This window comes from Bradyrhizobium lablabi (genome assembly GCF_900141755.1).
Classification (GTDB): domain Bacteria; phylum Pseudomonadota; class Alphaproteobacteria; order Rhizobiales; family Xanthobacteraceae; genus Bradyrhizobium; species Bradyrhizobium lablabi_A.
This window is the reverse complement of the sequence record NZ_LT670844.1, coordinates 1267934-1280154: the sequence shown is the minus strand read 5'-3', so window position 1 is coordinate 1280154 and position 12221 is coordinate 1267934. Positions and strand designations below refer to the sequence as shown.

At 59.2% G+C, this 12221-nt stretch carries 16 protein-coding genes; 12 read left to right on the top strand and 4 right to left on the bottom strand.

The window, feature by feature from the left end; translation table 11 throughout:
- Positions 1-130: 130 nt before the first annotated feature.
- The 9 genes from B5526_RS06030 (at position 131) to B5526_RS37400 (ending at position 6029) form a co-directional block, all read left to right on the top strand.
- Positions 131-1360: an N-acetylmuramidase domain-containing protein gene (locus B5526_RS06030; protein WP_172841979.1), complete on the top strand. Its 1230-nt coding sequence runs from the start codon at positions 131-133 to the stop codon at positions 1358-1360.
- 107 nt (positions 1361-1467) lie between these two features.
- On the top strand, positions 1468-1827 hold the full coding sequence (locus B5526_RS06025) for a hypothetical protein (RefSeq protein WP_154071149.1): 360 nt from the start codon (positions 1468-1470) through the stop codon (positions 1825-1827).
- Between the two features lie 162 nt (positions 1828-1989).
- Positions 1990-2487: an HNH endonuclease gene (locus tag B5526_RS38620; protein ID WP_197688415.1), complete on the top strand. Its 498-nt coding sequence runs from the start codon at positions 1990-1992 to the stop codon at positions 2485-2487.
- 64 nt (positions 2488-2551) lie between these two features.
- Complete coding sequence (locus B5526_RS06015) at positions 2552-2845, top strand: hypothetical protein (protein WP_079544729.1); 294 nt, start codon at positions 2552-2554, stop codon at positions 2843-2845.
- A 444-nt stretch (positions 2846-3289) separates the two neighbouring features.
- Positions 3290-3436: a hypothetical protein gene (locus B5526_RS37405; RefSeq protein WP_154071148.1), complete on the top strand. Its 147-nt coding sequence runs from the start codon at positions 3290-3292 to the stop codon at positions 3434-3436.
- Entirely contained in the window at positions 3433-3855 is a 423-nt protein-coding gene (locus B5526_RS06010; RefSeq protein ID WP_244562206.1) for a hypothetical protein, read from the top strand. Before B5526_RS37405 ends, B5526_RS06010 begins: the two co-directional genes overlap by 4 nt.
- Position 3856: 1 nt before the next feature.
- On the top strand, positions 3857-5527 hold the full coding sequence (locus tag B5526_RS06005; RefSeq protein ID WP_079537387.1) for a hypothetical protein: 1671 nt from the start codon (positions 3857-3859) through the stop codon (positions 5525-5527).
- On the top strand, positions 5524-5889 hold the full coding sequence (locus tag B5526_RS06000; RefSeq protein ID WP_154071147.1) for a SprT-like domain-containing protein: 366 nt from the start codon (positions 5524-5526) through the stop codon (positions 5887-5889). Before B5526_RS06005 ends, B5526_RS06000 begins: the two co-directional genes overlap by 4 nt.
- The gene (locus B5526_RS37400) at positions 5889-6029 is read left to right on the top strand and encodes a hypothetical protein (RefSeq protein WP_154071146.1); all 141 of its coding nucleotides are present in this window, start codon (positions 5889-5891) and stop codon (positions 6027-6029) included. The genes B5526_RS06000 and B5526_RS37400 overlap by 1 nt, the downstream gene beginning before the upstream one ends.
- A 231-nt stretch (positions 6030-6260) precedes the next feature.
- Here the strand turns inward: B5526_RS37400 and B5526_RS05995 are convergent, their stop codons facing one another.
- The 4 genes from B5526_RS05995 to B5526_RS05975 form a co-directional block, all read right to left on the bottom strand.
- Complete coding sequence (locus tag B5526_RS05995) at positions 6261-6491, bottom strand: hypothetical protein (protein WP_079537385.1); 231 nt, start codon at positions 6489-6491, stop codon at positions 6261-6263.
- Between the two features lie 309 nt (positions 6492-6800).
- Positions 6801-7364 carry an HNH endonuclease signature motif containing protein gene (locus B5526_RS05990; protein ID WP_172841978.1) on the bottom strand — a complete coding sequence of 188 codons (564 nt, stop codon included), beginning with the start codon at positions 7362-7364 and terminating at the stop codon, positions 6801-6803.
- A 1220-nt stretch (positions 7365-8584) separates the two neighbouring features.
- A complete protein-coding gene (locus tag B5526_RS05980) occupies positions 8585-8812 on the bottom strand; it encodes a hypothetical protein (RefSeq protein ID WP_079537381.1) in 228 nt (75 codons plus the stop codon).
- On the bottom strand, positions 8796-9152 hold the full coding sequence (locus B5526_RS05975; RefSeq protein WP_079537380.1) for a hypothetical protein: 357 nt from the start codon (positions 9150-9152) through the stop codon (positions 8796-8798). The genes B5526_RS05980 and B5526_RS05975 overlap by 17 nt, the downstream gene beginning before the upstream one ends.
- Positions 9153-9252: 100 nt before the next feature.
- Here B5526_RS05975 and hpnC point away from each other — a divergent pair, with 100 nt between their 5' ends.
- The 3 genes from hpnC to hpnE are packed head-to-tail and all read left to right on the top strand — an operon-like array spanning position 9253 to position 12220.
- Positions 9253-10131, top strand: coding sequence for a squalene synthase HpnC (gene hpnC / locus B5526_RS05970; RefSeq protein ID WP_079537378.1), 879 nt, complete (start codon positions 9253-9255; stop codon positions 10129-10131).
- The gene (hpnD, locus tag B5526_RS05965) at positions 10128-10967 is read left to right on the top strand and encodes a presqualene diphosphate synthase HpnD (RefSeq protein WP_079537377.1); all 840 of its coding nucleotides are present in this window, start codon (positions 10128-10130) and stop codon (positions 10965-10967) included. The genes hpnC and hpnD overlap by 4 nt, the downstream gene beginning before the upstream one ends.
- Entirely contained in the window at positions 10967-12220 is a 1254-nt protein-coding gene (gene hpnE, locus B5526_RS05960) for a hydroxysqualene dehydroxylase HpnE (protein ID WP_079537375.1), read from the top strand. The genes hpnD and hpnE overlap by 1 nt, the downstream gene beginning before the upstream one ends.
- The last annotated feature ends 1 nt before the right edge of the window (position 12221 follow it).

The following is a 12221-nucleotide window of genomic DNA, read 5'->3' as shown; positions in this document are numbered from 1 at the left end:
GTAGCAGATTCATCATTTGCGTCGCCCCTCAGTCGAGGGAGCCTATCATCGCAACCCCACCTAGAACAGCCCCCAAAACCACCAGAGATTGCCGGACTTCACCGTCTTTTGGCGAGGGAAAACTATGTCCATGTTTAGCGACAAACTTGCACTCCAGATCGCCGACGCAGCCGAAAAAGCCGGAATTCCGAAGGCAGGAATGCTGGCCATTGTGGAGGTCGAAACCGCCGGCGCGCCGACAGAAGCAGACGGCCGGACGCCGGTTTTCCTGTTCGAGCGGCACATTTTCCGGCGTGAACTGGCGGCGCGTCAGCCGGCAAAGGTCGCCAAAGCCGAACGGTTCGGCCTCGCCATCCCGAAATGGGACAAAGCCACGCAATACCGCGACGAGCGCAATTCAGCCCAGCGCCTGGCGCTTCTCGCCAGGGCCAAGGCGGTCGACGAGGATTGCGCGCTCCGATCATGCTCATGGGGCTTGCCTCAGATCATGGGCAACGAGTGCCGGGAAGTCGGCTTCGCCTCCGCAACCCAGATGGTCGAATACCTGACGACGCAGGGTGTTGCCGGGCATATCGAACTGATGATTCGGTTCCTCAAAAGCCGCAAGTTGATTTCGGCGATCGAGCGCGGCGATTGGGCCTATGTCGCGCTGCGGTATAACGGGGAGGGCTATCGGCAGAATCAATACGACACCCGACTCGCCGCGGCGAATCGGAAATGGACGCGCAAGTTACCGACGCTCGAGGCTGTGCCGGTGCAGGACTGGCCGGAAGAACACCTTTCCCGCGAGGAAATCGAGCAAATCCAGATCAAGCTTCGCGAGCTCAAATATCCCGAAGCCGGACTGCCCGATGGGAAATGGGGCACCAAGACAATAGGAGCGCTATCCGCGTTCCAGGCGCACGAAGGCCTCCCGGTGACGGGGCATTACGATCAGGCAACCCGTGAGGCCCTGGCGGAAGCTGACGCGCGCCCTGTTTCCCCTGAACGGGAGGGCGCCACGCTGGACGATCTCAGGGAGGCCGGGTCGACCACGATCGCGCGCGCCGACACGGTCGACGCGATCGGGAAGGGGAAAGTTATCGTTGGCGGCACGGTAGGGGCGGGGGCGGTGATCGAACAAGCGGGAACGGCCCTCAACAACGCCCAAGACGCGGCCGACAAGGCAACGCAGGTCAAAACCCTCTGGGCATCGGTTCACGACCTGATCCAGCCGATTATCGGCCATCCCGTCGTTATCGTCATCGCCATCGCGGTCGTGATCGGCGGCTATTTCGTCATCCGATACGCGCACCAGATCAGGGCGGCCCGTCTAGCCGACCACCAGAGCGGCACGCACGCTGGCGTGATGGAGCAATAGCGATGCTGATGTGGATATTCGGGGCCGTTGGCGTCCTTGGCGTCGCCGGCACGATAGCTGCCGTCATTTTGGTGCCGGGAGTGGCCATCCCGGTTTTGCAGGCCGTGATGCGGTTCATTCTCGGCTGCAAGCCGTGCCTGTTCGCGCTGTCCATCGTCGCGGCGCTGTTCATCGGCGCGATCTACGGCGCCCGCGTCGAAAGCGCGAAATGCCGAGCCGGTGAATTGGCCGCGAAACTCGCCGCACAACAGGCCGATCTCGACAACGCCAAAAAATCCGCGGCCGACGAAGCCGCACGCGCAACCACCATTGAGGCAACTGCAAATGATCAGCGATCGAAAGATGCCGCCTATATCGCAACGCTGGAGGCTCGCCCTTCCTGCGCTCTTGATGACGTCGATCTTGGCCGGATGCCAAACCACAAATCCCGGCCCCGTTTCACGAAGTCTCCCCCCGGCGCCCGGTAGACTTATGCATCCCGTGCCGGTTCCGGTGCTCTACAAGGGGCAGGATGCGCGCGCCGCGTTGCGTCTCACTGGAACGGCATTGATCGAAGCTAACGCGCGCCTGTCGGCCTCTGCGGGCTGGTATGGCGCAATGAGAGAGAGTTATAGAATAGGGGCTCGGCCGTGAAGCGTAAAATCATCATTGATGGCGATGTGGCTTACGTGCCCTTGACGCAAGGCTTCACGGCTATCATCGACGCCGCAGATGTTCATCTGGTTGAACGCTGGAATTGGTGCGTTCAGCTAAGTTGGGGTACCAAATACGCCTATCGCAAACAGTGGATCGCGGGCAAGAAGTGCAATGTAATGATGCACCGGGCTATTCTCAGTGTCGGCGATCCGGCGGTCCCCATCGATCACCATGACGGCGATGGGTTGAATAACCGACGTGTCAATCTGCGGCCGTGCAGCCCGTCGGAAAATGCCCGCAATAGGGGCGCGCAGAAAAATAGCGCAAGTGGCCTCAAAGGTGTTTCCAAGAGTGGGAAGAAATGGCGGGCTGAAATATGTATTGCGGGCGCCAAGAGGCACCTTGGCCAGTTCGATACACCATATGATGCCTACGCTGCATATTGCGCGGCAGCGGCTGACCTCCACGGCGAATTTGCGAGGGTCGCGTGATGGACCGCCAGGAGATCAGAACCATCGTCGCTCCCGGCGTCCGCAAAACCTATGGCGGTAAATGATGCAAGAGCATGAAATCCGCGCCATAGTTAAGGCCACTCTCGATGAAGAGAGAGAGCAGCACGGTCAACTTTTGGACGATGCCGTTATCAAGGCCGTGGCATCTATTTTAACGGCGTTCGGTATTGAGGATGACGAGAAAAAAGAAATCCGCGCCGACTTCCGGCATCTACGGAGATGGCGCAAGAGCGTAGAGGCGGCGCAGGGCTTGACATTCAAGGTCGTCATAACGGCGCTCGTTTCCGGCTTTGTCGGTGCCGTGTGGCTCGGCTTCAAGACCCTGCTCGGTAAGTAACCTTCCATCACATCTGAGGTTCTAAATGCTTCGCGCCTTCATGGCTGCGGCGCTCGCATTCCTATGCGTGGCGTCGACGGCAAATGCCGCCTTGATTCATTCGCGTTCTGGCGCGTCGGCATCCGTCGCAGATAGCGCGGCTTCGGCGCTTCAATGTGTGGTTCGCGGCCTCGAATCTGCCGGCTATCCCGTCAGGTTCATGGGCGGATACCGCAGGCGCGGAAGCGTGAAGGGATCGCTGCATCCCGCGGGGCTTGCTCTGGACGTTAATCAAATCGCGCGCAACCGAACAATCCCGCGCATGCCATCAAACGAAATCGCTATCGCAAATTCATGCGGGGCAATTTCTGGCGCGCAATGGCGATGGGCGGATAGCGGGCATTTTCAGGTCGGCGGTTGGGGCGGTCATGCGCGTCACACGCGCCATCATCGGAGACGTCGGCGATGATCGGAAATGCACTCGCAATCATAAAAGACGCTGCCGTGTTTAGCGGCGAATTCAAACGCGACCTTATTGCAACTGGAGTCGTCATGCTGATCGTTTTGGTCGTGTGGGCAATTCAAACATTTTGGGAAGGCCGCGCGAAATGAAATCGTATTTCAAGAGCGTTGCGCTCGGGATTTTACTCGGGCTTGTTTTCGGGATGCTGCTGGGATCGGTGCGCGGTGCAAATGCCCGCGACGTTGGGCAATGGCAAAACTCCGATCCGGCCATCCATGAATGGTACCGAACCTTAGAACGTCCCGATGCGCCAGGCTCGATTTGTTGCACGGAAGCTGACAGCTATTGGGCTGACGAGGTTCACGTCCGCGACGGCAAGACCTATGCCGTCGTGACGGACGACAGGCCCGATGGTCCTCTTGGACGCCCGCACGTTCCGAGCGGGACAGAATTCGAAGTCCCTCCCGAAAAGCTCAAATATGATAAGGGCAATCCGACCGGTCACGGCGTTCTATTCGTAAGCACCTCCGGTTATACGTGGTGCTACGTGCAGGCGACTGGCATCTAGAATGCCCACTCCAGCGATCGCGCCGGAAATATCTCTAAAATTCAAGACGGCCATCGAGAAGCGACTACGGGACGGTTATTCCCCGATGGGCGTCGCCGGCGGCAAAGGTTCGGCAGTCCAGATTGCCGCCAAGGACATTCCCGTCAATCAAAGGCGGCTGACATCTTGGGTCTATCGCCAGCGGAAAAACGAGGCGGAGGGCAAGGAGAGCTTTTCTCCGGACTGGTCTCTCTGGAATCGTGCGGCGGTGACGAAAGGAAAGCCGGTGGTAGCCGCGGCCCGTCGATGGCTGCTCACGGCCTCCCAGAACGACACGCCCGTACATGCGGGCTTCTGGCGCAACCTCACGGCCTATGCCGAGCACATCGGCGCCGAGATCCTGGTAGGGCCGTTCACCTATCAGCTCGGCACCTTCACCGACCACACGACGCGCAACAACGTCTTTGCGGAACAGGTGAGGCCGTTCCTTCGATTCGATCGGCAGGAATGCGGAAGCGTCCTGTTCTGCGCCGAGATGAACACGCTCCCTACCGCCAACCGGCCGCTATCCGGGCTTCAGACCTACACCCGCGGGCAATGGGGTGTCTTTCCTCACGCCAAGGTCGCGCTCGAGACTGTGCCGGCGATGCCCGGCAAAGACCCGCCGATCATTATGACGACGGGGTGTTGCACCGTTGAAAATTACATTCCAAAAAAGGCGGGTTTGAAGGCAGCTTTCCATCATGTGATAGGCGCGACGCTCGTCGAAATCGACCGTCAGGGCCGTCACTTCTGCCGACAGATCAATGCGGTTGAGGACGGCTCGTTTCAGGACTTGGACTCCGTCGTCAAATCGGGCTCAGTCACGTCCGGGCACCGTATTGCGGCAATAAACTGGGGTGACATTCATCGGGCTATCCTTGACCCAGCCGTGGCGCTGGGTGCGTGGGGCGTTGACGCGGATACGTTGGCGCCATCGTCAGAAGAATCGATGCTGGACGCCTTGCGGCCGTTCGATCAGTTCTTCCATGACCTATTCCACGGGGAGGCCATCAATCATTGGCAGGCCGATAAGCCGCATGAGCGGTACGTATTGCACGTCAAAAATCGGCTGGACGTCGACCGGGAGGTTAAGGCCTGCGCGGCATTCCTTCGGGCCACAAAGCGGGATTGGTGCCGATCGGATGTCGTTGAATCTAATCACGACTACTGGATCGCGCGCTGGCTACAAAATACCGACATCCGAAAGGATCTGACGAACGCAACGGCGTTCCATCGATGGAATCTGGCGGTCCACCAGGCGATAGAGCAGGGCGCTGAAAACTTCTCTATTTTCCGCCACGTCCTCCACGAGGCCGACCCTTCCGGAATGGAGGGCGTCAATTTCATCCCGATCGGATCATCATTCGAAATCTGCAAGGACCGCGGCGGCATTGAGTGCGGTCTTCATGGCCACGTCGGAACCAACGGCTCAATTGGATCGACGCAAAACCTGACTCGGGTCGCGATTAAGATCAACAAGGGCCACGACCATCAGGCCACGGTTCACGATGGCGTCTATTCGGCTGGCGTCTGTGCTACGGACCCGAATTTGCAAAAAGGTCCATCGTCGCATTCGAAATCGCATATTGTGACGTATCTAAATTCCAAGCGAAGCATCATCACAATGCAGGGCGATAGGTGGCGGGCATGACGCTTCCCTTAACTGCAGAGATGCTTGAGGCGTGCTACGAGTTTCTGCGAGAAACAAAACCATTCAGCGATTGGAATTTGCCACATGGCGAAGATGTTAAATTCATTGTTGGCGGGGCTCTGGATTGCTTCGCTCATTATCAATGGGACGGGGCTCGTCATACGATCACGGTTTCTTCGAAGGCGGTGGGATATACCGGCACGCTAATCAACGTTCTCTCACATGAAATGGTGCATTTGCACCTCTGGGCCAACAATATGGAGAGCAAGCGCAGTGGTCCAAAATTCCACAACGCCGCATTCCGAAAATTCGCCGCGCAGGTCTGCAAGTATCACGGGTTTGATCCGAAGGCGTTTTATTGATGTCCCGCCCCCTCATTATCCTCGTTGGCCTGATCTACGCCTATATCGCGTTTGAAATGGCAATGAGAAAAAGTCCGCAGGCCATCGTCTATGCGGGCTATGCCTTTTCTAACGTCGGTCTTTGGCTATTGGCAGATTAGGGATTGCGCACATCTTGCCCAACACTGGTTATGGCACGGTGCCAGACATATCTATGATCTGATCGCAGCTCCGTACTAGCGGATACTTTAGGCGCTGCCGGTAGCAAAGCCAGTCTAGAACGTGCCACGAATACGACGGATCGTTCTTGCGCCAGCAAGCCTCCGCACCCCCTATGATCGTCCGGCATTCGCCTTCAAATACTAGATAATCCATGGTGCCTCCGTGTTCGCTTAGGACTGGGGCATGGCGGCGGACTGCCGCATGCAGCGCACGACAAAAACCCAATGCTCTCTCATTGCACTGTAGTCCTCCGTCAGTGGCGGCGGGATAGTTGATGCCACCCGCTTAAATTCAGCGGTTGCCAGGATGGCTTTCTTGCGCGCCCTCCTCAGATCCTTCTTCTCCAGCAGCCACCATGACGGGTTGTCCGCCATAAACAATTCCCAAATCTCTGGCGGCATGTCACTTTTTGCGTGATTACACGCATAGCACGATGGGACTGTCTTGCGGCCCCCTCGCGACTGAGGGAAAACGTGATCCTTCGTCTTGGCGAGGCCGATGTGATGTCGGCCGAATGCTGCCCGGCGCCGGATCATTTCTCGGCTGCAATATGTGCAGGACTGCCTAGGCGACTTGGGGGCGATCTCGGTCGCTCCAGTCGCGAATAACTGTTGTTCGGCGTCTGTCACTTTCGGGCGCTTCTTTGCTCGACTTCTGACTATGCTGCGGAAGTAGACCATTGGTCTCTGCTCACCTCTGGTGACCCATCCCTATACCACAGCCTTGTGGCATCGGCCGTTCCGGACGCTATCAACGGCGCCCGTGCCGACCCCGAGCAGGTCGGATATTTCCCGCAAGGATTTGGTGTAGCCAATCCGTCGGATCTCCAAAACCTGCTCCCTCGTAAGGGCCATTGGAATTTTGCGCTCTTCCTTCCAAGTCTTGCCGTCCTGGATCAGGCGCACGTTGGATTCCGTAATGCTGTATTTTGCTGCGGTTTCTGGTGCCGTCTCCATGCCTTTGAGCGCCCTAATTTGTCTGGCCTGCACGAGTGTAAGTTTTGCTTGACGCCTGCTGGCCGTTCCTTGTGTGCGGCGATCCAACTGATTGCCGGCGTGAGTTTTCCAAGAGAGATGATTTGGATTGACGCAACGTCGGTTCCCGCAAGAATGGGCGGCAAGATGCCCCTCTGGCGGGGGTCCGTTCTTGTATTCGCACATGAAGCGATGCGCCAAGTGCCGTTTCTTCTGGTACTGGAAAAGGCCATATCCTGGCGTGCAACAAGCGAACGGCCAAATTAAACATTCGTCGCCGCTATGCTCAACCTGCTGCATGAGCCAATTATAGCCAGTAGGTATTCGGGGGTCTGTTGTCTGCATGTTGGGGTCAATGATCCTCGGTCAGGTGCGCTCACCATCGACACACTCACCATTTTCAAACCACGGCCCAAGGGCCCCGCAAACCGGACAGGGATTCCAAAGGCTCCATCCAGCCCCTACGGGGCATTGCTGGTGCATCCTGTCATCGTCCGGCAGGCTGAATAGCGCCTTCACATCGTCGGCGGTCATGTCCTCGGGGACGCCCATCTGCCTTAGACGCTTTCGCTCAATCATGTCGCGGCCCCGCGCTCCCCATTCGACAATTGTTAGGTCAGCATCGTTGCTATAGGTGAGGTCTACTGATCACCTGTATGCCAAGACTTCCCGCAGTCGAGGCAAAGCGAATTTGTAAATGTCCCGGTTGGTCCCGCGACCGTCGAAGAATAGACTTCCTCATGGCGGCACTTCGCTTGCCTTAGCCGGCGGTTCTTTTCCACAAGGGTTTCCTTGACAAGTTCGGCTAGGGTCTCGCTCACGTCCGCCCTCCCGCTTCCTCGGATAGGCCGCGTTCTTTTTTCGGAGTCGGCCGCTGTCCAGATGTAAGTCCAATTCGGTAGACGCGATGTTCTGTGGCCTTGCGCGACCTTCCAACTAAGGCGGCGAGCTGATTGAGACTAAGGCCCTCGGCAACGCCCTGCCTAAGCTGGTCATCATCGTCAGACGACCAATGCTTTACTCCGTCATGGCCTCGTTTCTCGCGATCATTCAAATAATATTGAATTGTGGATATCGAAACGCCGTACATCTCCGCAAGCCTCTCTTGGGTGAACTCGCCCCATTGTGACCGGATGGTTTCGATCTGCTCCGGGGTGAATTGAGAGCGGCTTCCTTGCGTGTGTGAATTGGCGCGCCCATGGGCGTACCGCTGATGCTGGTTCTCGGAATTGTTGGCCCAAGATAGGTGGCGAGGATTAACGCATCCTAGGTGCCCGTTGCCGCAGCTATGGGCCGCCTGGGGCTTATCGGCCGGTGGTGGACCGTTGACCATCTTGCACATGATAGGGTGCGCCCGGCGTTCCCCGTCCAAGCTTGTGCGGCCGCGCCCGTCGCGTCTATCGCGAGTGAAAGGCCAGATCAGGCACCGATCCTCGTGCGCGTAGTCCCGATGAGCCTCAAGCCAATCTCGGGTTTTACTATCGCTCATTATCGTCTATCCTCGTTCCTCTTTGGGGCGGTTAGCTCTGATTGCTGGGCGGCGGCTTTTCGACAAAGAAAATCTCGACGTTACAATTAGCAAAGTTCCTAGTATCGACTTGGACCTGATCAATGCGAAGTAGCGTATCATGTTCAAGGCCCAGCAATATTTTCTCGATTGCGATCTCGGCCTTGGCCCTCGCGTTATCGACGGCCTTTTCTGTGGCCGTCAGGAATGCTTCTGATCGCAGGTTAGGCGTCGGCATCATTTTGATCTCCGTTGGGTGAGTGGTGTTCTGCATTCATCGGGCCCGGTCGCGCCTCTTCGATTCGCTGCATCGACATCAGGATCATCGGTCGAAGCAAAACCGGGTTGCGTTCATAGTTGCCGAGTTGGTTGATCAGGTTCGAAATGTGCGGGCCGGCAGGATGGCCGGGGCGCAAGCGGGCGAGGTGGCTGGCCAGAACTTTCAGCGAACAGGGCTGTGTCAATCCTGCGTCACTTTTCGAGCCTGTTCGCGCCCCGTTCACGTCCGAACCGTCCCGAACTGACGAGGCGGCTTGTTCAAATTCATTGAATTGTTGAGGTTTTTCGTTCTTCTGTTTCATCTCGTATTCCCCTATATGGGGTCTGCGATCCCTTCGCATGCGCGGGTATTACCCGGAACATGCGACGTCACGATTTTCAGCGAATGCAGCCAGTTGTTAAATGACCAGCGCGAGCGAATTGCGATCCGGCAAGACTCACCGCGACGAGAACTTTCCGGTCGCGTCGTGGATCATTCATCCGCGCCACCGGGCGCTGATTCTCGCGTTCTATAATTTCGTCCGGACCGCCGACGATATCGCCGACCATGCGACGCTGAGCGGAGAAGACAAGCTCCGCTATCTCGACCTGCTTGCAGCGGAACTGCTGGGCAACGGCGACAGCCAGCAAGAGGCCGTCAATCTGCGGCGTGCGCTCTCGGAACGTTCGATGCCGCCGCGCCATGCGCTCGATGTCCTCGTTGCGTTCCGGATGGATGTGACAAAACTTCGCTACGAGAACTGGGATGAAGTGATTCACTATTGCCGCTATTCGGCGATGCCGGTCGGTCGCTTCATGCTCGACGTCCATGGCGAGAGCACCTCGACCTGGGCGGCATCGGATGCATTGTGCGCCGGCCTGCAGATCAACAATCATCTGCAGGATTGCGGCAAGGATTTTCGAGACCTCAATCGCGTCTATCTGCCGCGCGATGCGCTCGCGGCCGGCGGCGCCGCCGTGGAAGCGCTCGGCGAGGGCAGGGCATCGCCGGCGCTGTTGCAATGCCTGCATTCGCTCGCGGTGCGAACCGAGGCGCTGCTCGGTGAAAGCAAATCGCTCAGCACCGAAGTGAAGGATTTCCGGCTCGGGCTCGAGATCTCGGTGATCCAGGCCTTTGCCGACAAGATCGTTCGGCTCTTGAAAGTGCGCGATCCCTTAAGCGAGAGAGTGCATCTCGGCCCGATCGAACTGCTCGCGCATAGTCTCAGTGGCGTAGCGAGCGAGATCACCCGCCGCGCGATCGGACGGCGACCCGTGTCCAAACCGGCGGCCGGCGCATGACGCTTGAGGCGGCGGCAGCCAATCCCAGTTACGGGACATCCGCGTCCGGCAGTTCGTTCTACGCCGCGATGCGCATCCTGCCGCGCGAACAGCGCGAGGCGATGTTCCAGATCTACAGTTTTTGCCGGCAGGTCGACGACATCGCCGATTCCGATGGTCCGCGGCCCGAGCGGCTCGCCGCGCTTCAACAATGGCGCGACGATATCGACGCGCTGTATCGCGGCGATCCGCCGCCGCGGCTCGCCGACTACGTCGCCTCGGTCCGGCGGTTTGACTTAAAGCGCGAAGATTTCCTGGCCATCATCGATGGCATGGAGATGGATGTGCCGCAGGACATTCGCGCCCCGGACCTCGCAACGCTGGATCTTTATTGCGATCGCGTGGCGAGCGCGGTCGGACGATTGTCGGTGCGGGTGTTTGGCCTGCCGCAGGACGACGGCATCCTGCTCGCGCATCATCTGGGCCGCGCCCTGCAATTGACCAATATCCTGCGCGATATCGATGAAGACGCCGCAATCGGCCGGCTGTATTTGCCGCTCGAGGGGCTATTGCACGCGGGCATCACCAAGTTCGATCCGCCCAAGGTCGTCGCCGACCCGGGCTTGCCGAAGGTATGCGCGCCGCTGGTCGAACGGGCGCGGATGCATTTTCAAAAGGCCGACGAGGTCATGGGCCGCAATTCGCGGCGCGTGGTGCGCGCGCCGCGAATCATGTCGAAATATTATCGCGCGATACTTCAGTTGCTGGTCGAGAGAGGGTTTGCCGCGCCGCGCCGGCCGGTTCGCCTCAACAAGATCGCGCGCCTCGCCATCGTTCTTCGCTACGCCTTCATCTGATGCCAAACACCGTCCACATCATCGGCGCTGGAATCTCGGGCCTCTCGGCAGCCGTTCGGCTGGCGAACGAGAATTTCAAAGTCCATGTCCATGAAGCAACCCAGCAGGCCGGCGGCCGCTGCCGCTCGTATTTCGACGCGGCGACCAACCTGATGATCGACAATGGCAATCATCTGCTGCTTTCCGGCAACCGTCACGCCGTGGCCTATGCGCGCGCGATCGGCTCCGAGGCGGGGCTGGTCGGGCCGCCGCGCGCGCAATTCCCGTTCGTCGATCTCTCGACCGGTCAGCGCTGGCAACTCGACCTCGGTGACGGCAGGCTGCCGCTGTGGATATTCGATGAGGCCCGCCGGGTGCCTGATACGGGCTTGCTCGATTATCTCGCATTGATGCCGCTGATCTGGGCGGCGAAGAGCAAACTGGTCGGCGATGCCATCCCCTGCAAGGGAACGCTGTATGAGCGGCTGGTGCAGCCGCTGCTATTGGCGGCGCTCAACGTCGATCCGCCCGAGGGGTCGGCCGGCCTTGCGGGCGCCGTGGTGCGCGAAACGCTATTGGCGGGCGGCCAGGCCTGCCGGCCGCTGATCGCGCGCGAGGGTCTGAGCGCGGTGCTGGTCGAGCCCGCCATCAAGCTGTTGCAGGCGAAAGGCGCCAGCGTCCAGTTCGGACATGAGTTGCGCGAATTCGCGATGTCCGCGGGTCAAGTCGGTGAATTGAAATTCGGCAGCGACACCGTCCTGGTCGGGCTCGACGACGCCGTGATAATGGCGGTGCCGCCGCGCCCGGCCGCAGCACTGCTGCCGGGGCTCAAGACGCCATCGAAATTCCGGGCGATCGTGAACGCGCATTTTCGCTTCGATCCGCCCCGCGACCTGCCGCCGATCATGGGCGTGGTGGGCGGGCTGGTCGAGTGGCTGTTCGCCTTCCCGCAGCGGCTGTCGATCACCATCAGCAATGGCGACCGGCTGGTGGATATGCCGCGCGAAGAACTCGCGCAGGCGATCTGGCGGGACATCTGCAAGGCCGCAGGCGTTGCGGGCGAATTGCCGCCCTGGCAGATCGTGCGCGAGCGCCGCGCCACCTTCGAGGCGACGCCTGAGCAGAACGCGCTGCGGCCGGGCCCGTTAACCAACTGGAAAAACCTGTTTCTCGCGGGCGACTGGACTGATACGGGGTTGCCGGCGACCATCGAAGGGTCGGTGCGGTCGGGAAACCGCGCCGCCGACCTGGTGCTGGCAATGCGCCGGGCGTGAT